The sequence below is a fragment of the Marinifaba aquimaris genome (assembly GCF_013328345.1).
Classification (GTDB): domain Bacteria; phylum Pseudomonadota; class Gammaproteobacteria; order Enterobacterales; family Alteromonadaceae; genus Marinifaba; species Marinifaba aquimaris.
In genome coordinates, this window is the sequence record NZ_JABULX010000027.1 from 1 (window position 1) to 22,177 (window position 22,177).

The window sequence follows — 22,177 nt, forward strand, 5'->3', positions numbered from 1 at the left end:
TCAGAAGTGAAACCTAATAGCGGCGATGGTAGTGTGGGAGGTCCCATGTGAGAGTAGCACACTGCCAGACTCCTATTGAAGAAAAGCCCGTTACGAAAGTAACGGGCTTTTTGCTTTTCTGCATTCTGATTTTTTCGGTAAATTAGGTTTTGTATTTTCTTTTTTCCAAGCCAATAAACTGAATGCTCGACTTATTTCTTTCATTTATCGGAGATAAAATTTTCCATAAGTGAGATTTGTAATCATATTTCAACAACTTCGGTAAAAATAACTAAAAACTAGATGATTTTTTACTGTTATGTCTGGTGGGTCTAGTGATATACTTCGCCGGATTTTTAATTCACTTATTATTTTAATAGAGCAAAACAATGGCAGATTTAGCTAAATACAGAAATATCGGTATTTTCGCCCACGTTGATGCGGGTAAAACTACGACGACTGAACGTATCCTTAAACTTACTGGTCAAATCCACAAAACTGGTGAGGTACACGAAGGTGAAGCAACTACTGACTTCATGGAACAGGAAGCTGAGCGTGGTATCACAATCCAGTCTGCTGCAGTAAGTTGTTTCTGGAACGATCACCGTTTAAACGTTATTGATACTCCGGGCCACGTTGACTTCACAGTTGAAGTATACCGTTCATTAAAAGTATTAGACGGCGGTGTTGGTGTATTCTGTGGTTCTGGTGGTGTTGAGCCTCAGTCAGAAACTAACTGGCGTTATGCTAACGAATCAGAAGTTGCTCGTTTAATCTTCGTAAACAAGTTAGACCGTATGGGTGCTGACTTCTACCGTGTTGTAGGCCAAGTAGAAAAAGTACTTGGTGCTAACCCATTAGTTATGACATTACCTATCGGTATCGAAGATGACTTCTGTGGTGTTGTTGACGTATTAAACCAAAAAGCTCTTGTTTGGGATGATTCAGGTCTTCCTGAAAACTACGAAGTACAAGATATCCCTGCTGACTTAGTAGAGAAAGCTGCTGAATACCGTGAGCAATTAATCGAAACAGCTTTAGAAGCTGATGACGATTTATTAATGGCTTACATGGAAGGTGAAGAACCTACTTTAGAGCAAATTAAAGCTTGTATCCGTAAAGGTACTCGTGAGTTATTATTCTTCCCAACTTTCTGTGGTTCTGCATTCAAGAACAAAGGTATCCAATTAGTATTAGATGCTGTTGTTGATTACTTACCAGCTCCAACAGAAGTTGATCCTCAACCTCTTACAGATGAAGAAGGTGAGCCTACTGGTGAAGTTGCTACAGTTTCTGCAGAAGAGCCATTACGTGCTTTAGCATTCAAAATTATGGATGACCGTTTCGGTGCACTTACATTCATCCGTATCTACTCAGGTCGTATGAAGAAAGGTGATACTATTCTTAACTCTGCTACAGGTAAAACTGAGCGTATCGGCCGTATGGTTGAAATGCAAGCAGATGACCGCAACGAATTAACTGAAGCGCAAGCTGGTGATATCATTGCTGTTGTTGGTATGAAGAATGTTCAAACAGGTCACACTTTATGTGATCCTAAAGACCCTTGTATCCTTGAAGCGATGGTATTCCCAGAGCCAGTAATCTCAATCTCTGTTAAGCCTAAAGATAAAGGTTCAACTGAGAAAATGGGTATCGCTATCGGTAAGATGGTTGCAGAAGATCCTTCATTCCGCGTTGAAACAGACGAAGATTCAGGTGAGACAATCTTATCTGGTATGGGTGAATTACACTTAGATATCAAAGTTGATATCCTTAAGCGTACATACGGCGTTGAGTTAGAAGTAGGTCAACCACAGGTTGCTTACCGTGAAACGATTACGCAAGAAATCGAAGATTCATTCACTCATAAGAAGCAATCTGGTGGTTCTGGTCAGTTCGGTAAGATCGACTACCGCATCAAGCCAGGTGAGCCGAACTCTGGTTTCGTTTTCAACTCAACAGTTGTTGGTGGTAACGTACCTAAAGAATTCTGGCCTGCAGTTGAAAAAGGCTTCGCTGGTATGATGGAAAGCGGTGTATTAGCTGGCTTCCCTACATTAGACGTTGAAGTTGAATTATTCGACGGTTCATTCCACGCAGTTGACTCATCAGCTGTTGCTTTCGAAATCGCTGCTAAAGGTGCTTTCCGTCAATCAATGCCTAAAGCTGGTGCTCAATTATTAGAGCCTATCATGAAGGTTGACGTTTTCACTCCAGAAGACAACGTTGGTGACGTAATCGGTGACTTAAACCGTCGTCGTGGTATGATCAAAGACCAAGAAGCTGGCGCTACTGGCGTTCGCATTAAGGGTGACGTACCATTATCAGAAATGTTCGGTTATATCGGTCACTTACGTACTATTACTTCAGGTCGTGGTCAGTTCTCAATGGAATTCAGCCACTACTCAGCATGTCCACAAAACGTTGCTGACGAAGTAATCGCTGCTGCTAAAGAAGCAAACAAAGACTAATATTTAATTATTGTTTTTGATAAAAGCCTCGCTATTTGCGGGGCTTTTTTGTTTCTGAAGATAAAGACTCAAATTTTTATATGGTAAAAAAAAGCCTCGATTATTCGAGGCTTTTTTACTAGATGTGGAGTTAAGTTTGTTACTTTTCTCTTTCGTAACAACCAAGTGTCACAACATAATTGGTCATACGTTCATTAATGATGTGACCAAGCGCTTTTTGATATTGCGGATCATTGGCATTGGCCATAACATCAATGTAGAACATTTCTTCTTTTGGCTTACCGTTGATAGGGCGAGATTCAAGCTTACATAAATCTAAACCGTACTCACTAAAAGCGAGTAGAGGCTTAACTAGTGCGCCTGGCTCTTGGTTAACTGACATGATTAATGATGTTTTAGCTAGTGATTGCTGAGGTACTTGTAAACGCTCTTTGGAAATTACGACAAAGCGTGTTGTGTTTGCTTCTTTTTGATTAGCAACCTGATTGATAATAGAGGTTAAACCATAAAACTGTGCACCTTGCTCACTACCAATAACAGCAACAGTTGGATCCTGTAATTCAGCAACTTTTGCCATGGCAGCCGATGTACTCGACATCGCTTCTACGTGAACATCTTCAGGTAAACTTGCTAAGAAATCAGAACACTGCGCTACAGGTTGAAAGTGGGCATAAATGGTCTTGATTTTCGCTAGCTCAGAGTCTACTGCGGTTAATAAGCTGTGTTTAACATCTATTGTTTGTTCACCCACAATGTGGATCTCTTCAGCGTACTTTTGTAGTAGGTCATAAACTTCATTGATACTACCAGAAGAGGTGTTTTCTAATGGTAAGATGGCGTTGTCTGCTTCTTCAGCTTTAACGGCTTTAAAGATATCATCAAAGCCATGACAACCCACTTCTTCAATGGCTTCAACACTGCCAAGTTTAGACTTGTAATAAGTACAGGCTGCGATGTGGCTGTAAGAACCCTGTCCACCTAAGAAAGCAACTTTAACTTTGTCTTGGTGATGTTCTGGCAGCGAATGTTCAGCAATATACTTAATTTGAAGATCGACTGAGTCTTCAACAATTGTCCGGTAAATGTGATTGATGTAGTTTTCATCAAGTGCCAATGGCTCGCCTTTTTTAACAAGGTTTTGCATTAGCAATTGTTCACGTGCTACATCACGTATGGCACGTCTATCTTGTATTTTACTTTTGGCAACTTCGATACTGATCTCACGGCGTCTAGCGAGAAGCTTTAGCAGCGACTCATCTAAGTCTGTGATTTCATCGCGAAGTGCAATTAAATCAATTTTATAGTCACCTGACATTAAGGGTGTCCCTGGCTTTATTAGTCTTGATAAAAGACTTTATTCTTATGATGCTGTGAATAAAGTGAATTTTTATTCAGTTTTTTAGCATTGAGAAAGGTTTTTACTTGAAGAGAATAATTAGAAAAATTGGCCTGAGTGTCAAGCTAACATACCGTTTTTGGGCATAATATTTTTTTATACCGTATAAGCCAGTTAGTCATTGGTGGCTAGTAAGGCTAGCCACCGAACAAAGCCTATTTATTTACTCTTTTTAACCAAAGCTTTGCTTTATCTTCGTCTACGATTTTGAGTTTAATTTCTTGTTTTGCTTTTAACGAGCTTGTATTCAATGTGGTAGTGAATAATTCATCACGTCTGAAGCCGTGTATTGTTACTTTTTCTAAATGCGCAACACTTGCTAATACAGCTTGCCAGTTCGCTGTCGTTATTTGCTGTTGGTTGATTGCAATAAGATTATCATTTGCACTCAAACCAGCATGCATCGCTGCACTGTTGGTAGCAACGTTGATAATGTTGATACCTAAATTGGCTGGCTTAACATTGATTCCCAATTCTAATTGGCGCGGCTTTAAATCTACTTTTGTTAGTTCTACACCAAATTCAGCTAGAAAGTTCGCAATGGGGATGTCTTCAGTGCCTTCGAGCCATGCTTTAAATTGCTCTGTCACGTCTAGTTTTAACAATGCTTGAACTTTATCAATGAAACTTGAATAGTGAGTACCCTGATAATCTCCCTTGGCCCAATCTTGCCAAAAGTCTCGCATAATCGTTTGCAAATTATCTTCTTGGTTCGTTTCTTTTCTTAAAAGTAAATCGAAGCAAAGCGCTGCAACGGCGCCTTTTACGTAGTAGCTGACAATTGCATTAGTAGCATTTTCATCTTGTTTATAGAATTTAGTCCAAGCATCAAAACTCGAGTCAACCGTACTTTGAACAAATCGCCCTTGGCAATTTTCTAAGCGTTGTAATGTTTTAGTTATAACATTCAAATACTGATTGGCATCAACTAGCTCTGTTTGGTTCAAAGACCAATCATCGATATAAGAGGTGATACCTTCATAAAACCAGAGTTGTCGCGTATAGGTTTCAGTACCTATGTTGGGATTGATGAATTCTGCTGGGCGAATACGTTTAACATTCCAAGTGTGGAAATACTCGTGGCTCGATAAACTTAAAAAGGTCTGATATTCATCACTAATTTTATCGCTTGGATCCTGTGCTGTTGGCAATGTAGAGCGCCCACATAGCAGAGCGGTTGAATTTAAATGCTCCAGACCGCCAAAACCATCTCCAACCACGTTAACCATGAATAGGTATTGGTCGATAGGGTAGGGTTTTTCAAAGTAGTCTAGGTGATGTTGGCAAATAGGCGTGAGGTCTTTAGCAATTCTATCTGTATCAGCGTTATGAACACCTGATATGACAACATAATGTGGTATGTCGTAGACATCGAAACGGACAGTACTGAAATCAGACATTTCAAAAGGATAATCGATAAGTTCAAGGTAGTTCGGCGCGCTGAAAGTGCCAAAATCGAACATATCCCCTGAGTCTTCTCTTGTTAGGCCTGTAGCGAGTTGCCAATGGGGTAAAGCATCTGGCTTTAGTATTTCTACAGTGTGTTTGCTGTTTTCAAACTCAGGCACTTTTATAAACGCACTAGTTCCATTAATAAACCCTCTAAATTGGTCTAAATAAGCGGTTCGGACTGACGTATCAAAAGCATACACCTGATAGGTTAATTCAAAGCCTGACTTGTTGTTATTAATGCGCCAAGTTTGTTTGTCCAGCTTCTCTAGCGCTAATTCACGGCCATCAAGTTGATAAGCGTTAATAGAAACGATGTTTTTAGCAAAATCGCGGATCATATAACTACCTGGTATCCAACTTGGTAGTGAGACATTACAATGAGATTGTTCCGAAGTACTGACAGTCATTTTGATATCAAAAATATGACCGTTAAATTGATTGGCTGCGATTTGGTAGTGAACGGGCGCCTGAATAGACATATGTTAGCCTTATTTTGCTGCTGTAACTTACCGGATACAGTATGGGCTATTATTCAATAACTCAATAGGCTAGCGGTAAACTAGTTTTTTAAGTTATCTTAATTTTGTTTATTAATGAGTGCATTATGAATCAGCAACTTACAAATTGGTTAAACGAATATAGTCAGAGTCATCAAAACCCTACAAATAAACGGATACATCATGTGGCTGTACCTATTATTTTTTGGTCTGTTATGGCGTTACTTGATCTGATTACAATTGGTATCAGTTTAGGCTCGTTTACTTTGTCGGTGTTATGGCCTGTAATGCTGTTAGTGCTTTGTTGGTACTGTTTTTATTCATTAATTATTGGCATGTGCATGGGGCTTTTATGTGCAGTTGGTTTATTGCTTATTTACTTAGCTCAGATGTATCAAATAAATATGATGGTTTATGCGTTGGTTGCGTTTATCATCGCTTGGATAGCCCAGTTCTACGGTCACAAAATTGAAGGGAAGAAGCCTGCTTTTATTCGTGACTTATTATTTCTACTGATTGGCCCTATCTGGGTAATATTACCCTTATTAAAAAAGTTAAATGTCAAATATTAACGGTGAAACTACATAATAAATAGCTTAAATACCGTGAATGAAGTTAAAAATTACAATAAGATGAAAGACTTACTCAATTTTTTGTTTTGGAGTACAAATAAGTGACTTGGGCAGATAAATGGCACAAGCTAGTTGAAGATAGAGACCGCTTTTTCTGGTTTTTACAAACCACAGGTTGGGCAGGTTATGCATTAGTCCATTACTTAGGTTCTCTATTATACGAAATGCGCGACATTTTCTGGGTCGTGATTATTTTAAGTGCCTGGTCAGGTTGGATCCTGACAATCCCTCTTCGCTATGTTTACCGCATGGTATGGAACAGTTCGCCATGGAAAATTGCATTGACGATTATGTTATCGTCATATGTCATAGGCCTACTGTGGGCGGTAATTAAAAACTTCAATTATTGGGAAATATACAAATACGGTTACCGACCTGATTCTTGGATACATTATTTTTCAAACGGTACTTGGTCTTTCTATAATATTTTGTGTTGGGCAGGCCTTTACTTTGGTATTAAATACTACCAGTTGTTACAGCAAGAAAAGCAAAAAGCACTGCAAGCTAAAACGATGGCGCATCAAGCGCAATTAAAAATGTTACGTTATCAGCTTAATCCACACTTTTTGTTCAATACACTTAACGCTATTTCAACCTTGGTATTGATTGAAGAAAATAATACTGCCAATAAAATGGTGACGCGTTTAAGTGACTTCTTGCGATATTCACTTGAAAGTGACCCGATAAAAAGGGTGCCGTTAGAACAAGAAGTAAAAGCGTTGAAACTTTACTTAGATATTGAAAAAGTCCGGTTTGAAGACAGGCTTAAAGTAAACTGGGATATAGACGAAATAAGTATGCAAGCTTTAGTACCGAGTTTGATATTGCAGCCTATAATTGAGAATGCAATAAAATACGGTATTTCTAAGAAGATTGACGGTGGTCAAATTGATGTAAAAGCCCGAGTATTTAGCGGCGATTTACTGATAGAAATTGCAGATAATGGCCCAGGTGCAGATATACAAAATGGTCAGCTTGCTCGCGAAGGTGGAGTAGGTTTACCGAATATCAGAGAACGTTTACAGTCTTTGTATGGCAATAACCATGCATTTTATATTGAAGCGAACGAGCCGAGTGGTTTGAAGGTACAATTTAGACTTCCGCACGAAGCGGTAAGCGAAGCTAACTAGAATAAATATAAAGGCATTTTTTAAAGGAAGTAGTAATGAATAGAATTAAAACCATATTAGTAGACGATGAACCGCTTGCCCGAAAAGGTTTGAGCCTTCGTTTAGGTGCGTTTGACCAAATCGATTTAGTTGCTGAATGTGGTAATGGTTTAGATGCACTTGATGCAATCAAAGAGCATGAACCCGACTTAGTGTTTTTAGACATTCAGATGCCTGAATTAAATGGCTTTGATATTTTAAAGCGTTTGGAAGACTTAGATATTCCGTTACCGCTTGTCATTTTTGTTACTGCATTTGATCACTACGCGCTTAAAGCGTTTGAAGTACATGCTTTAGATTACTTACTCAAGCCTTTAGATGAAGAGCGCTTAGCTGAAGCCATGGTTAAAGTAGAAGGCTACATCGACCAACAAGAAGATGCTAAGCATAAAGCTAATTTAGTGCGCTTAATGTCTGAAGTAACTGGCACTAATAGTGATGAAATCCTAAAGCAACTTGCTACAGGTGAGCCGTTAAAAGCACGTCGTTATTCAGACGTGCTTGCCATCAAAGATGGCGGTGAAATTACGCGTGTACCTTGTCGTGATATTTCTTGGATTGATGCTGCTGGTGATTATATGTGTGTGCATACTAAAGAGCAGACTCATATTATGCGTAAAACTATGAAAGAGCTGGAAGCTGAACTCGATCCAAATATCTTCATTCGTGTTCACCGTTCAGCTATGGTTAATATTCACCAAGTAATTAAGTTGTATACTCATGAAAATGGTGACTATTACATTGTTCTTTCTAACGAAAAAGAATTGAAGGTGAGTCGTAGTTACCGCGATCGCATTAAACAAGCCATCAAATAATTGGCTACTAAATATTAAAAAGCGCACGTGTTGCGCTTTTTTTGTACCTGCTGTCTAGCAAATTAGCCTGTTCAACTTAAAAATCTGTCTAAATTAACTAATTGGCATAAGCTTAAATCTTTAGTTAATACGGGAGGTCATGATGAAAACGTTACTGCGCTATAGTGTGTCTGCGGTGTGCTTGATTTTAGCCATTATATTTTCGGCTAGAGCAGGTGTAGCAGGTGGTGCTATTTTCTTTATTTTAGCTGTGCTGTTTGAGGGCTATTTCTGGTATTTAGTGACCAGAAAAGACAAAAAAAAGAGCTAAATATCAATATTTAGCTCTTGATGATTTTTTAGTTATTTATTCGTAAGTACAGTGGTAAGCGGTATCAACCGATACTCGTAATTGGAATTTATTATTTGCTGGTACTTCGAATTTTTCGCCCGCTTTAAATTCAACCCATTTACTTGCGCCTGGTAACATCACAGTCAGAGCACCACTTACAACTGTCATGACTTCATCTTGACTGGTACCAAATTCATATTCACCTGCTGCCATAACGCCTACTGTCGCTGGAAGCTTTTCCCCTTGAAAGCCGATTGATTTTACTTTTCCTTCAAAGTACTCGTTTACTTCAAACATAACTTGTCCTTCACTTTTTTATTTTATCTGTTGTTCATTAAATCTTATATTTATGCTTAAAACAAGAATAAATATCTATTTTTGGTGGTTTCTATTCTTTTTTATTGATTCGTTCGTCCGCCAACTTATTTTTTGCTTCTATCCATTGCGCCATGTATTGGGTACTTTTATGTATTTGTAGGCTCAATAAATTACCAATAAAGTTATTTGCTCTATGCTCAGATAAGTTCAACGTTATTTGATTCAATTTATCGACAAAGTTAGGACCGATCGTTTGTTTATCAAAAACTTGTTCAACAACGCGATATCCTGATAACTGCTTTTGTTGCCATAGTTCGGCATTTTGGTATAGCTCAAATGCGTTTTTAGCAAACGCTTCGGGTGTGTGACTGATAAAACCGGGCCAATCTAACAATGAGTCAAACCCCAGCATACCTTCCTGACCAATTTCAGTTGTTACATTAGGCGTGCCACACATAAAGGCATCGGCTAACTTACCTTTAATACCGGCACCAAATCTAAGTGGTGCCAGGCATACACGTGCTTGTTGCATCACATCAAAAGCACAATCGGCCCAGCCTCGAATGTAAAAGCCTTCATTGGGGTTATGCAATTGTTGTGCTTTTGGTGGCGTATAAGCGCCGTAGATATTAAGAGCAGGTGGCTCAATACCTTGGCTTTTAAAATATTTTCTTATCGCAGGCCAATAAGTTTGTTTGAGTTGAAGGACCGCGTCCCAATTTGGCGCATGACGAAAATTACCTATGCTGATAAAGCCCGTTCTGTTTTCGAAGTTAGCTTGTTGCGCTTTAACCTCATTTGGCACGCTGTCGAGCATAAAGGGCATATACTGCAAATATTGGCTGTTAATGTTAAAGGTCTCTTCGAGCAGCTTGATTTCAACAGGAGAAATGATGAGTGTTAAATCTGCGCGGTAAATGGCTGATAGCTCTCGTTGTACTAGCTCGTTATCACTTTGCTTTAATTTATGCGCGCTATAAGTTTCACCTGCTTTGATGCACTGATGGCGTGTATTTCTGACTGAGTGTAAATCTTCACTGTTTAAAATACGAATTGCATCTGGGCACTGTGCTTTAACTCGCCAGCTAAATTGCTCTTCCATCATAAAGCGGTCAAATATCACTACATCAGGCATTAAACTTTTAACAAATTTATCGAAAGACGCGCAGTTTAATGCAATAGGTTGGCAGTCTATTTTTAGTGAAGCTAGATCGTATTGATGAGGACTTTCTTGAGCTGGACTCGCAAAAGTGACGTGGTAGCCTTGTTCGATAAAAAGTTTGATCAGCGATACGATGTTTGTACCTGCAGCAGATGACTTTGGTTCAGGCCAAACATAACCGATAAAGAGTACTTTCTTATTTGCTGTATCTTGATTCACTTCTTTCCCCGACCGCAATTTTGCTGCGCATTTTAGAAGATTTAGCGCAATTACGCCAAGCATTCGATATTTCTGTCAATTTCGGTATAATGCGCGGCCAATTTTGATGTTAATCAAGTTTTATCAATGAAGTGGATTTGCGATCCACCTGATCGGAGAAAAAACACATGCAATATATTGTCGCTGCAATGTATAAGTTCACGCGCTTAGAAGATTTTGAAAAGTTACGTGAGCCTCTACACCAAGTTATGGTTGATAACCAAGTAAAAGGTACGTTATTACTGGCAAACGAAGGTATTAACGGTACAGTTTCAGGCCCTAGAGAAGGTATTGATGCTGTATTAGCTTGGTTAAAGTCTGACCCGCGTTTAGCGGATATCGAACACAAAGAATCACTTCATGATGAGCAACCTTTCTATCGCACTAAAGTTAAGCTAAAGAAAGAAATTGTGACTATGGGCGTTGAAGGCATTGATCCTAACAATGTGGTTGGAACCTATGTTGAGCCTAAAGACTGGAATGCACTTATTTCTGATCCCGATGTCGTGTTAATCGATACGCGTAACGACTACGAAGTACAAATTGGTACATTCGAAAACGCAGTTGATCCCAATACTAAAACCTTCCGTGAATTCCCTGACTATGTTGCTAAAAACATGGATCCGAAAAAACAAAAGAAGGTGGCCATGTTCTGTACCGGTGGTATTCGCTGTGAAAAGTCGACGGCTTATATGAAAGAGCAGGGCTTTGAAGAGGTATACCACTTAAAAGGCGGTATCTTAAAGTACTTAGAAGAAGTACCAAAAGAAGAAACCATGTGGAAAGGTGACTGTTTCGTTTTTGATCAACGTGTGACAGTAAACCACGATTTAGAAAAAGGTATATACGATCAATGTTACGCTTGTCGTATGCCTATTACAGAAGAAGAAAAACAGCTTGCGCAATATGAGAAAGGTGTAAGTTGTCATCATTGCTTCGATGAAACCAGTGCGGAAGATAAAGCCCGTTTTGCGATGCGTGAAAAGCAGTTAGAGCTTGCTAAAACACGTGGCAAACAACACATTGGCGATGCTAAAGATATTAGCGAATAAATTAATAAATTAATGAATTGATGTTAAAAAAGGCCTGTTGATTCAGGCCTTTTTCATATTTATGGAACGCTTTATTTATCCTGCTAAGACTTTGACCACATACTGATTGAGTACGCTATTAGGTTGCTCGATTAATAAATCAATAGCGGTGTCTTGTTCAGTATTTCTACCTTGCTCATTTGTATATGCTTGAGCAGCCTTAGATAAGATATCGCCTAATACCACTTGGTCAAACTGGCAATCGGGCGTGTTTTTACAATATTGAGTAAAGCAATATAACACCTCTATCATGGCTGACTTGTAGTAAATAGGATGCAGGTTTTGACTTAGTTCATCGAGTTTGTGCGCAAAGCTTTCCTCTCGCGGCGTCATTGAGCTTCTTATAAATTCACTTTCAAGGGCATTATGACTGTGGGGGTGATCGGCAAATACTAAACGATTGGTATGCGCTAAACTTTGCCAAATAGCCGTTAAGAAGTCATCATCAAACCGGGTGATTAACCCTCTTGCCGTTCGCCATGCTTTCCAATCAATTGCCATTGCATCAGCTTGGTTGCTCGGGTTTTGCGCATCTGTGTTAAAGCTAAATTCAACATTTAAATCAAATGATTGTTGTTGGTGATCAAGTGCCTTTTTAACGCTTTGATAAAGCTCAAAAGGAGAGAGTTTACCGAGTTTATTCATTACCTCGTTATCAAAGCTATCGCTGCCAGCACACAAGGCCAATAACTGATGAAGCTTAATTGAACGCAAGCCAGAGAAGTTTTGTGTATTGGTGCGCATGGTATTGCCCAAATTTACCAATAATTCTTGAATCAGCGTTCGCTCAACGTACTCAGGGCAGGTTTGGTTGATCAAAGCCGTCAACTCTTTAGGTTTTAACTGAGCGTGATCACCCGCCAATGTAACCGGTTCATTTTGTCCCAATACTAAAGACAAATGACGAGCACACAGCAATGACAAGTCATCGGCTAAGTCTTTATGAGCCCAGTTTCTAATGGCAAAAATGTGTCTTGCTGTTAACCAGCAGGTTTTATGTAATGCATATTGGTAAATGTCTGCCAATAAGTCATCAAAACTGATTGTATCACCAGATGTTTGCAGGCTAGTGTCGAGTTGATACCTTTTAAGCCAGTCAGATACTTGAGCCACACAAGCCTCATCGTGATCAATACAGGCTTTTACTTGTTCAGTAAGCTCTGCTGGTAAACGACTTAAATCTATCGTTAAGCTATCATGAGTCGCAGTGGCTTTCTGACCGCAAACGGCAGTGACTTGATAATCAGGCAAGATTAATTCAACTTGCCTTGATGCACGGTAGGCAAGAGAAGCTGATGCGTAGCCAACATTGGCTAATTCAGTTCTCAATTGCAATGATTTAATCGTGTCGAGTAAAACTTGAGTATCGCTGGCTTCACACATGTGTTGCGTCACCATGTAATTAAACACGGCTACTTCGCGATTGATCCAATGTTTCTCAATATGACCGACCTCACGAAGTAAGTTTTGACTGGCTAAGTGTGCGTCAAACATTCGATAGTTATAATCATCGTATTGCAAACTTGATAAGCACAGGTATTGCTGTTGATTGATATTGTAGGTTTGTGCAGTGGCTAACCCTTGGAATCGACGTTTTGGTCGTCCAGTTAACCCTAAGGCTTGATTGGCACCTAATTGTCGATATGTTTGCACTAATTCAGGTGCGGAAATCACTTTAAGCGGGGCAATATCTTTTAAAGATTCAGCTATGACGCCATTATCAGCCAATAAGCGTTTGACGGAATCATTTTCAGCCAAGACCACTAATGCCACTTGATTCTGTTTATTTGAACTCGCTCTAATTTGCAAGCGCAGTGGATCAAGATCGTTTCTATCGACTAGGCCTTCATCTAGCATTAAGCCAGTGAAATAAAGGCTTTGTGCCCATACCAATGGTAAGTTGTCATTAGCTTGTCGAGGCTGCGATTTAGGGTTTTCACGCTCGGCATCGATATGCTCTTGAGTAACGAAATAAAGTTCGGGTAGTAAGCCTTTTCCGTCTTTTTCTATCATCAAAGATTCAAGCTTATCGCGATATTGCTTCGCAGCACTTGTGTCTTGCTCAAACAGAGATTGAATGTACAAATAAGTGTAAAACAACGGCCATTCTGATTCGATATTGGCAAAATTAGCCAGCTCTGCGTGTTCGTAATGAATGCGATGATGATCTTCTACAACGGTTTGGTGTCCATCCCATAAAAAGCGCTTACAACCGTATTCGCCACCGAGGTCAGAAAGGATTTTATCGCGTGTTTTTTTCACTAACTTTTGATCGCCAACGGCAAAAGCAGGGAAGCCAATCACGCTTAATAGCGCTGAATCGACTTCCTTAGAAACAGATTCCCTTGGCAGTAAGCGCGCTAAGGTATTACGCGCTCGCGAGATACCGTCAGGTACCGTGTGTACGATTGCTCTTGGGGTTGCATCTTTACCAAATAAATTAAACCCATCAAGTGCTTCTAATGCCGCTTTGGCCATGCCCACGGAACTGGCATTAATTTCTGTTTTACCATTATTGATTTTATTGCCGCGCTCCCAAATACCGTAATCAGGGATTCGATAAGCAAAAGCAATGTAGTAAATCAGGTTTTGGATAAAATCGACTTCATCAATGGTATTGATAATACGAAGACCAGATGCACTCATTTGTGCAACCATCAGTAAGAATATGGAGGTTGCGTCTATTTGCAAATGTCCCCACTCATCATCACCGACAATCGGCAATGCTGTTTTGGTATCGTACTTAGCATGCAGGCAGTCCATTGGCGAGAGGCTGTGTTTAAATGCTTCGACTTTATCTGATTGGCGCATCATAGCGTTTAATAAGCCGCGCATTAACTTGATGGTTGCTTGCTCAAGCTCATCTTGTTTCGTGCGATCGCCATGGCGCTTATAAGCCATACTTAAACTCCAAACAGAGAGTATGGAATAAACGTTGTCTCTTACCCATGCATCGGTGTAATCACCATGAGAGTTGATGGCGGTACTGGCAGGTAGTAAACCCGTTACTGGGTTTTGTCGAGATAAAATAATGTCTTGTATATCTGTATACAGCGATTGAAGCAGTTTGCTGTTATTCATATGTGATTTTAAAACCATTTAACTAGGAGAATTCAAATTCAGTAGAGTTTAGTAATACATTCTATTATCTGCATGAAAAACAAAGGTTTAAATACAGATTCATTACAATTTTTAATTATTAGATAGATTGCACTTGTATTGGTATTTTTCAACCTTATTAATACAGCATTAGCTAAAATGGAGAAAGACATTATGTCTGAATACGTAGTCATCACAGGTGCTAATCGCGGAATTGGTCTCGCTTTTACTCGTTACTACCTAGCACAAGGCAAAGATGTTATTGCTGTTTGTCGACGAGCAAGTGAAGAATTACTGGCAACGACAGCCGAAGTGATTGAAGATATTGATGTCACTAATGAAGTGGGTGTTGTTGCCCTTGCCGCTGCATTAGATGATAGAAAAATCTCGTTGTTAATTAACAATGCGGGTATTTTTCACAACGAAACGCTAGCGGATATGGACTTTACTCAAATCCAAAAGCAAATTGAAGTCAATGCCATTGCACCGTTAAAAATTACCCATGCCTTACTGGATAATTTAACGACGGGTAGTAAAGTTGCGCTGATTACTAGTCGTATGGGTTCAATTTCTGATAATGGTTCAGGCCATTATTATGGCTATCGCATGTCTAAAGCGGCGTTAAACGCGGCTGGCAAATCGCTCGCGGTAGATTTATCTGGGCAATCGATTAGCGTAGCTATTTTACACCCTGGTTTTGTGCAAACCGATATGGTTGGCGGTGCTGGCGATGTTACGCCAGAGCAAGCTGTTGAAGGCTTAACGGCCCGAATTAGTGAATTAAATTCAGATAATTCAGGCACATTTTGGCACGCCAATGGCGATGTTCTACCTTGGTAGTTAAATAGCTAACAGTCTAACTAGGCGTGGTATTTAAATAAAAAAGGCACATAAAAATGTGCCTTTTTCGAAAGTATGACAGCGGCCATTAAAAGTAATAGTGGTACAAAATACCTACGTGGCTTCCATCAATATCACTATTAGTGATAAAACCTTCTTTGTCGGCAACTTCATAATCAATATCGACAAACCTTAGTGCAAGCTCACCAATGTCGCCAAAACTGTATGTCCCTTCTATAACGGTTCCAGTTGCATCATCAAACTCGGTGGTATCAAAATCGGTGCCTAAAAAGTAATCTAAATCAAATTCCAGTTCGACTGATGAATGTTTTGTCGCGCCGACATAAAGTGAAAACTCTTCTGTTAATTGCCAACCAATTAAGCCTTCAACTACGTTGCGAGAAAACGTTGTATCGCCATTATCAGCAAACGCACCATCAAAGTGATGACCAACGTTGATTTTGGCTTTTAAGTTGGTGGCAAAGAGTTTTTCGCCTTTTAATGACAGACCAAAATAAAGCAGCTCACCGGCTGTGATATCTTCATCATAGTCATCATCGAATTCAACTTCAGCTAATTCATCTCCACCAAAAGTAAATCCAGCAAATAAGCCACCGCTAAATACGTTTGCCTCTGGCGTCATTAATGTGATTTGCTCAGAAGCAGTTTGTTCTGATGGCGTTGGCTCGAGATCTTGAGCGATTACAGGTAAAGACGTTGCAGAAATTAGGGCACAAGCGGATAAAGAAGCAGCGCGAAGCAATTTATTCATTTTTGTTTCCTTAAAATAGAAAAAGCGCAGAATACTCTGCGCTTTTTTATATCCTGTTTAGATGAAGAAATTATTTTTCTTCAGGCAATGTCACATTCAGTTCAAGTACTGATAAATCATCGCCGCGGTTATCAAGTTGTATGTTAACCGCATCTTGATCCACTTCTACATATTTGCGAATAACTGCCAAAATATCGCGTTGAAGATCTGGCAAGTAATCTGGACCACTGTGTCTTAATGTGCTGCGCTCATGAGCAACAATGATTTGTAAACGCTCTTTGGCAACCGATGCTGCTTTTTTCTTATCACTTCTAAAAAAGTCTAAAATTGCCATTTTATCCTCCGAAGATACGCTTGAAGATGCCTTTTTTAGGCTCTGTTAAGAAGCGGAAATCTACTTCGTTACCTTCAAGTCGTGAGATTGCATCTAGATAAGCTTGACCCGCATCACTTTGCTCATCAAGTACAACAGGCTCACCTAAGTTAGAGGCTTTTAAAACGGCTTGAGATTCTGGAATAACGCCTAATAAAGGAATGGCTAAAATCTCTTTCACATCTTCAACACTTAACATGTCACCACGTTCAACACGACTAGGGTTGTAACGCGTTAATAATAAGTTTTCTTTGACAGGGTCTAAACCTTTTTCTGCACGACGAGATTTAGACGCTAAGATACCTAAGATACGATCAGAGTCACGTACCGATGATACTTCAGGGTTTGTCACCACAATGGCTTCATCTGCGAAATAAAGTGCCATTAAAGCACCTTGTTCAATACCCGCAGGAGAATCACAGATGATGTAATCAAACTGTTCGCTTAATTCATCTAATACTTTTTCTACACCATCTAACGTGAGCGCATCTTTATCGCGTGTTTGAGAGGCCGGTAAAATAAATAAACCATCAACACGTTTATCTTTAATCAGTGCTTGGTTGAGGTTTGCTTCGCCGTTGATGACATTTACGAAGTCGTAAACAACGCGGCGTTCAACACCCATGATTAAATCAAGATTACGTAAGCCGATATCAAAATCGACGATCACTGTCTTTTTACCTTGCAGGGCTAATCCGGTACCGATAGCGGCACTTGACGTGGTTTTACCTACACCACCTTTACCTGACGTTACAACGATTATACGAGCCATTGTATTATTCCTATATGAAAGCTTACTCTTGAAGAGAAGAAATTGTTAACTGTTCACCGTCTAGGTGAATGCAACCTGATTGTTGCCAGCGATGTTCTTGTATCTGCTCACTTGTCCAGTAATTACCACTGATGCTGACAAGCTCAGCTTGGATATTTTGCGCATAGATGCGGGCGTTTTGATCGCCTTGTGCACCAGCTGCCGCTTTACCTCTTAGCGTACCGTAAATGTGAATATTACCATCTGCGATCACTTCACCACCGTTACTGACTGCGCCATGAACAATTAAATCGGTACCTTTTGCGTAAATTTGTTGCCCAGAGCGTACATTGGTTTTAACAACCATGGCTGGCACGTATTGGGCAACAGGGACTTCGACTGGGACTTCAACGCGCTCAACTTTGACTTCTTGCGTTGGAGCGGCCGTTTGTTTCGCCGCTATCATTACTGCTAAACCGGCTTCTTTGGCGGCTACTTTTTGTTCATCGGTTGCAGCGGTCACACCTACAGGAACCAAGTTTAGTGCGACTAAAGCTTCTTTTAGTGCAACAAAATCAATGGTTTGTTCAGCAAGTTTTTCGAGATTAACAACGATAGGAGCCATGGCAAAGAAACTGGGAGCCTGACTAATTTTGGCATCCAGCGCTGCGGTGATAGCAGCTATGTCATTTGTGGCTATGTGTAAGACAGATAGTGTGAAACCACTGCCTTTTAGTTCGATGGCTGTTTCGGACATAGTATTGGGTGAAAGCGCCTGTTATTTTCTAATGTTTATTATTTTGTAAATTTGAGCGTAAATACTCTAATAATTGTCCAACCAATGGTATAGTTTGCCGCTAGTAAGCGCAAGCATAAAGCTTGGCATAAAAGTTAACTAAATGTTGCCTAAAGAAACTTTTCTTAAATTCAGGTGACTAACAGATAAATAGAAGGTGCTCATTCAGTGTTATCAGCGGTATATAAAAGCTACAAGAAAAAAGATACATATCTTTTTGTTGAAAAAAGAGATGACTTTAGCAAAGTGCCTGAAGCGCTAATGGAAACATTTGGAACCCCAGAGTTGGTGACCATTATCAATTTAGCTGATAGAAAAAAACTCGGTTTAGCTGACCTTGAAAAAGTGAAAGCAGAACTCGAGGAAAAAGGCTTTTACCTGCAGTTACCACCACCTCCTGAAGACATGTTGAAAAAGCATCGTGAATCATTAAAACAACAAGGATTACTTAAGGATGATTAAAACTTGGTTAAAAACCGGTTTAATTGCTGTTGCGTTATCACATTCATTTTCTGCTTTTAGTGCGGCTAAAACAGACGAACAAGCAGAGCGAGCAAAGTTTGACGCCTACGTTGAAGCGCTCAAGCTCGAAGCGAAAGAAAAAGGCTTTAAAGACGAAATTATCAACTCGGCTTTTGCCAATGTTGAATTTCGCAAAAAAGTGGTAAAAGCCGATCGCACGCAACCTGAATTTGTCGAGACATTAGAAACTTACTTACCAAAGCGCGTGCCTGAGTGGAAAGTTAAAAAAGCACGAGAGCTTTATAAAAAGCACAAAGATTTATTGGAAAAAATAGGACAAGAGTACGGTGTTCAACCGCGCTTTATCGTCTCTTTATGGGGTCTTGAAACTAATTTTGGTAAATACCAAGGTCGTTACCCAATTATTTCTTCACTGGTCACCTTATCTTATGACGGCCGTCGTGAAGCTTTTTTCAAAAAAGAACTTTGGGCAGCGTTAGATATTTTACAAAACGAAGGCGTTTCGATTGATAATTTTAAAGGCTCTTGGGCTGGTGCGATGGGCCAAGCGCAATTTATGCCGACCTCTTTTAAAGCTTATGCGGTTGATTATGACGGTGATGGTGTAAAAGATATTTGGTCTAATCAGGCTGATGTTTTTGCCAGTGCTGCAAATTATTTAAAAACGGTGGGCTGGAATGACGATTTAACTTGGGGTCGCCAAGTTAAATTACCTGACGGTTTTGACTTTAAAAATGTAGTGCCAAAAGAGACCCGAAATCGCAGTCACTGGTTAGAAAAGTGGGACGAAACTGAGCGTTCATTGGCCGATTGGCAAGCGTTAGGTCTGCGTCGTATGGATGGTCGCAACTTACCTAAAGTTGATTTGACGGCTGCCATCATGATCCCAGATGGCCCGGATGGCCGAGCCTATTTAGCCTATGATAACTACAAAGTATTAATGCACTGGAATCGTTCATACTACTTTGTAACGACAGTGGGTTATCTAGCTGACAGAATTGCTTATCCTGTAATCAAATAAATTAAGTTATAATAACGAGCGAATAGCGGCTTTTGCCGCTATTTTTGTTTTAGCAGTCCAAAAATGAGTTGAATTAAGGCATGAGAAAAGCCAGCCAGCTAGCGCCTGAGTTTTGGTTAAACAAAAGCTTGGCACAAATGAATGATGCAGAATGGGAAGCCATATGTGATGGCTGCGCCAAATGTTGTCTGCACAAATTTATCGCTGACGATGAAGTTGATGAAATTGAAACGACCACTGAGTTTAACGAAGGTGAAGAAATCGTTTTTACTAATATCGCGTGTCAGTATTTAAACACTAAAGATTGTGCCTGTACTTGTTATGAAAAGCGCGTCAAGCTTGTGCCTGAATGTGTCAAATTAACTCGCGATAACTTGGCTGATGTTTTTTATATGCCACCATCTTGTAGTTATCGTCGTTTACAAGAGGGAAGAGGCTTACCTAGCTGGCATCCTTTGTTGAATAAAGGCAAAAAAACACAAATGCATCTAGCCGGTATGTCGGTTAGAAATAAGGTGGTAAGTGATGACGGTGTTGACTTTGAAGATTTCGAAGATTACATCGTTACTTGGCCATTAAACGATCTCGATTAAACAGGTGCCAAGTGGATCAATTTATTATTCTCTATCTCAAACTCTTTTTTATGATGACGCCGTTTTTTGTCATGTCTGCTTTTATTGCGATGACCAAACACGCATCAAAAGCAGAAAAGAAACGCATCATATTTAAAATTTGTGTCGCGGTATTTGTCACCGGCATGCTGTTTTTCTTATTTGGTATTTATATTTTCGATTTATTTGGCATTACATTAGATGCCTTCAAAATTGGTGCGGGTACCGTGTTGTTCTTAAGCGCCATCGATATGATCAGACAAGACGATACACCAACAGCCATTAAAAACACTGATAACGATATTGCCATTGTACCTTTAGCCATCCCCATCACTATTGGCCCTGGTTTGATTGGTGTATTAATGGTTTACGGAGCTGAGCCTAGCTCAGTCATGCACAACGTAATTGTGTGTATGGCATTATTAGCGTCAGTTGTCAGCGTTGGTTTGATTTTACTTATCTCCAATAAAGTCCAACATTTACTGGGTAAACAAGGGCTCAAAATACTGCCTAAGATCACCGGGTTATTTGTATCGGCAATTGGCGCACAAATTATCTTCAGCGGCATACAAGGCTTTTTCAAGTTATAAAAAAAGAGGCGTTTAGCCTCTTTTTTTCGTTAAATTTTTAAATTCACTTGGCCGATAGGCACTGAAAACGCTTCACACCAGATCCAAAAGGTTTGATAATTTTCTAGTTCACTTGATAGTGGAAATTGATATTCTTTTTCACCACGCAGGTGGGTCAACTTAGCAAATTCTGTTTTCGGCCAATATTTAGCATGGCCAAAACCTAGCCTAGGGTCAGGTGCGCCATCAAACCAAAAGTTATCTGCAAACTTTAACGTATAGCCATTATCGCCTTTAGTGATTGTGACATCGCCTTTGGCAACGTGGCCACTCATCCCTTTAAATTCTCCCTTGGCAATTACACGATCGCCCGCCAAACCATTAAATGACAGTAAAGCGATTGAAATCGCACACAAAATATTTTTAAACATCATCTTCTTCTTGTTGATTAATCTTGTATGCTTAGACCTTGAACAAGAGAAATATCTTTCATTAACTTGAGGTTTTGGCTTTGAAAATTACCGATCTAATGAGTGAACGCTTGGTATATGTGACGCTGGATGATTTTTTATCTGAGGTAAAACACATCTTTGATCGCGTTAAGTTTCATCATTTATTAGTACTCGACGGCGATGAATTAGTTGGTGTCATTTCAGACCGAGATTTATTTAAAGCGCTAAGCCCCAATTTAGGTACCGCTGCTGAAACGAATAGAGATTTAGCCAGCTTAAATAAGCGAGTACATCAAATTATGCACCGAGATTTGGTCGTAGTTGGCGCACAGGTCTCGATTAATCAACTGATTAGCATCTTTAACGATGAGGGCGTATCTTGTGTGCCAGTTGTTAATGAGCTCAATCAGCCGATAGGTATTATCAGTTGGCGAGATATATTAAAAGCAATGGAAATGCGCCATAAAGCTAAGCAACACGGCGCAGTTTAAAATTAACAATCGCCGATTATTTTTTCGGTTGAATAAATGGGCTTGTTGGAAAGCTGGCTACCTTATCGGTTAATGCAGAGATTTTAGCGGTGCCTTTTTCTTTAACCGCATCAATTCTCAACAAATGATGCATTGGGATATAAGTACGCTCGACATTATCAAACTCAGCTTTAAGCTTTTCCTCACTGGTATCCACTACAAAGCTACTTTGACTATCCCAAACAAAATCGGCTATTTCGATAAAGCCATATAACTCACTTTGTACTACTTCGCGAACATAAACTTCGTACTGCTCACCTTTACAGACAAATTGAACTTTATATAAGGGTGAGTTGTTTTTGCTCATTG

23 protein-coding genes are annotated in these 22,177 nt (G+C 39.7%); 12 read left to right on the forward strand and 11 right to left on the reverse strand.

The window, feature by feature from the left end; translation table 11 throughout:
* Window positions 1–368 precede the first annotated feature (368 nt).
* Window positions 369–2,450 (forward strand): elongation factor G, encoded by a 2,082-nt coding sequence (gene fusA / locus HR060_RS15025; RefSeq protein ID WP_174201113.1) that lies wholly within the window; start codon window positions 369–371, stop codon window positions 2,448–2,450.
* A 139-nt stretch (window positions 2,451–2,589) separates the two neighbouring features.
* Here the strand turns inward: fusA and HR060_RS15030 are convergent, their stop codons facing one another.
* Window positions 2,590–3,765 carry a chorismate mutase gene (locus HR060_RS15030; RefSeq protein WP_174201114.1) on the reverse strand — a complete coding sequence of 392 codons (1,176 nt, stop codon included), beginning with the start codon at window positions 3,763–3,765 and terminating at the stop codon, window positions 2,590–2,592.
* A gap of 236 nt (window positions 3,766–4,001) precedes the next feature.
* Window positions 4,002–5,777 (reverse strand): M61 family metallopeptidase, encoded by a 1,776-nt coding sequence (locus HR060_RS15035; RefSeq protein WP_174201115.1) that lies wholly within the window; start codon window positions 5,775–5,777, stop codon window positions 4,002–4,004.
* Between the two features lie 125 nt (window positions 5,778–5,902).
* Here HR060_RS15035 and HR060_RS15040 point away from each other — a divergent pair, with 125 nt between their 5' ends.
* From HR060_RS15040 to HR060_RS15055, 4 genes are all read left to right on the forward strand, one after another.
* Complete coding sequence (locus tag HR060_RS15040; protein ID WP_174201116.1) at window positions 5,903–6,367, forward strand: Mpo1 family 2-hydroxy fatty acid dioxygenase; 465 nt, start codon at window positions 5,903–5,905, stop codon at window positions 6,365–6,367.
* A 101-nt stretch (window positions 6,368–6,468) separates the two neighbouring features.
* On the forward strand, window positions 6,469–7,557 hold the full coding sequence (locus tag HR060_RS15045; protein ID WP_174201117.1) for a histidine kinase: 1,089 nt from the start codon (window positions 6,469–6,471) through the stop codon (window positions 7,555–7,557).
* A gap of 35 nt (window positions 7,558–7,592) precedes the next feature.
* Window positions 7,593–8,411, forward strand: coding sequence for a LytR/AlgR family response regulator transcription factor (locus tag HR060_RS15050; protein ID WP_174201118.1), 819 nt, complete (start codon window positions 7,593–7,595; stop codon window positions 8,409–8,411).
* 139 nt (window positions 8,412–8,550) lie between these two features.
* A complete protein-coding gene (locus HR060_RS15055; RefSeq protein WP_174201119.1) occupies window positions 8,551–8,721 on the forward strand; it encodes a hypothetical protein in 171 nt (56 codons plus the stop codon).
* 36 nt (window positions 8,722–8,757) lie between these two features.
* Here the strand turns inward: HR060_RS15055 and ppnP are convergent, their stop codons facing one another.
* Both ppnP and HR060_RS15065 read right to left on the reverse strand, forming a co-directional pair.
* Window positions 8,758–9,039 (reverse strand): pyrimidine/purine nucleoside phosphorylase, encoded by a 282-nt coding sequence (gene ppnP / locus HR060_RS15060; RefSeq protein ID WP_174201120.1) that lies wholly within the window; start codon window positions 9,037–9,039, stop codon window positions 8,758–8,760.
* A 91-nt stretch (window positions 9,040–9,130) separates the two neighbouring features.
* Window positions 9,131–10,441 carry a glycosyltransferase gene (locus HR060_RS15065; RefSeq protein ID WP_343044251.1) on the reverse strand — a complete coding sequence of 437 codons (1,311 nt, stop codon included), beginning with the start codon at window positions 10,439–10,441 and terminating at the stop codon, window positions 9,131–9,133.
* A 167-nt stretch (window positions 10,442–10,608) separates the two neighbouring features.
* On the opposite strand from HR060_RS15065, the gene trhO reads away from it, so the two are divergent.
* Window positions 10,609–11,532, forward strand: coding sequence for an oxygen-dependent tRNA uridine(34) hydroxylase TrhO (gene trhO, locus HR060_RS15070; RefSeq protein WP_174201122.1), 924 nt, complete (start codon window positions 10,609–10,611; stop codon window positions 11,530–11,532).
* Window positions 11,533–11,607: 75 nt separating this feature from the next.
* On the opposite strand, the gene HR060_RS15075 is transcribed toward trhO, so the two are convergent.
* Complete coding sequence (locus tag HR060_RS15075) at window positions 11,608–14,652, reverse strand: phosphorylase b kinase regulatory subunit alpha/beta (protein ID WP_174201123.1); 3,045 nt, start codon at window positions 14,650–14,652, stop codon at window positions 11,608–11,610.
* Window positions 14,653–14,844: 192 nt separating this feature from the next.
* Between HR060_RS15075 and HR060_RS15080 the strand changes: the two genes are divergently transcribed.
* Window positions 14,845–15,510, forward strand: a complete 666-nt coding sequence (locus HR060_RS15080; RefSeq protein WP_174201124.1) for an SDR family oxidoreductase — start codon at window positions 14,845–14,847, stop codon at window positions 15,508–15,510.
* An 88-nt stretch (window positions 15,511–15,598) separates the two neighbouring features.
* Here the strand turns inward: HR060_RS15080 and HR060_RS15085 are convergent, their stop codons facing one another.
* The 4 genes from HR060_RS15085 to minC form a co-directional block, all read right to left on the reverse strand.
* Window positions 15,599–16,282: a hypothetical protein gene (locus HR060_RS15085; RefSeq protein ID WP_174201125.1), complete on the reverse strand. Its 684-nt coding sequence runs from the start codon at window positions 16,280–16,282 to the stop codon at window positions 15,599–15,601.
* A gap of 70 nt (window positions 16,283–16,352) precedes the next feature.
* Window positions 16,353–16,616 carry a cell division topological specificity factor MinE gene (gene minE, locus HR060_RS15090; protein WP_174201126.1) on the reverse strand — a complete coding sequence of 88 codons (264 nt, stop codon included), beginning with the start codon at window positions 16,614–16,616 and terminating at the stop codon, window positions 16,353–16,355.
* 1 nt (window position 16,617) lies between these two features.
* Window positions 16,618–17,427: a septum site-determining protein MinD gene (minD, locus tag HR060_RS15095; RefSeq protein WP_174201127.1), complete on the reverse strand. Its 810-nt coding sequence runs from the start codon at window positions 17,425–17,427 to the stop codon at window positions 16,618–16,620.
* A 22-nt stretch (window positions 17,428–17,449) separates the two neighbouring features.
* On the reverse strand, window positions 17,450–18,163 hold the full coding sequence (gene minC / locus HR060_RS15100; RefSeq protein WP_174201128.1) for a septum site-determining protein MinC: 714 nt from the start codon (window positions 18,161–18,163) through the stop codon (window positions 17,450–17,452).
* Window positions 18,164–18,370: 207 nt separating this feature from the next.
* Here minC and HR060_RS15105 point away from each other — a divergent pair, with 207 nt between their 5' ends.
* From HR060_RS15105 to HR060_RS15120, 4 genes are all read left to right on the forward strand, one after another.
* Window positions 18,371–18,664, forward strand: coding sequence for a YcgL domain-containing protein (locus tag HR060_RS15105; RefSeq protein ID WP_174201129.1), 294 nt, complete (start codon window positions 18,371–18,373; stop codon window positions 18,662–18,664).
* Entirely contained in the window at window positions 18,657–19,706 is a 1,050-nt protein-coding gene (locus HR060_RS15110; protein WP_174201130.1) for a lytic murein transglycosylase, read from the forward strand. Before HR060_RS15105 ends, HR060_RS15110 begins: the two co-directional genes overlap by 8 nt.
* Before the next feature lie 80 nt (window positions 19,707–19,786).
* Complete coding sequence (locus HR060_RS15115) at window positions 19,787–20,299, forward strand: YcgN family cysteine cluster protein (protein WP_174201131.1); 513 nt, start codon at window positions 19,787–19,789, stop codon at window positions 20,297–20,299.
* Between the two features lie 11 nt (window positions 20,300–20,310).
* On the forward strand, window positions 20,311–20,907 hold the full coding sequence (locus tag HR060_RS15120; protein WP_343044252.1) for a MarC family protein: 597 nt from the start codon (window positions 20,311–20,313) through the stop codon (window positions 20,905–20,907).
* 29 nt (window positions 20,908–20,936) lie between these two features.
* Here HR060_RS15120 and HR060_RS15125 read toward each other — a convergent pair whose 3' ends face one another.
* Window positions 20,937–21,320 carry a DM13 domain-containing protein gene (locus HR060_RS15125; protein ID WP_174201132.1) on the reverse strand — a complete coding sequence of 128 codons (384 nt, stop codon included), beginning with the start codon at window positions 21,318–21,320 and terminating at the stop codon, window positions 20,937–20,939.
* A 77-nt stretch (window positions 21,321–21,397) separates the two neighbouring features.
* Between HR060_RS15125 and HR060_RS15130 the strand changes: the two genes are divergently transcribed.
* A complete protein-coding gene (locus tag HR060_RS15130; RefSeq protein WP_174201133.1) occupies window positions 21,398–21,829 on the forward strand; it encodes a CBS domain-containing protein in 432 nt (143 codons plus the stop codon).
* A 16-nt stretch (window positions 21,830–21,845) separates the two neighbouring features.
* Here the strand turns inward: HR060_RS15130 and HR060_RS15135 are convergent, their stop codons facing one another.
* Entirely contained in the window at window positions 21,846–22,175 is a 330-nt protein-coding gene (locus HR060_RS15135) for a DUF1820 family protein (RefSeq protein WP_174201134.1), read from the reverse strand.
* Between the last annotated feature and the right edge of the window lie 2 nt (window positions 22,176–22,177).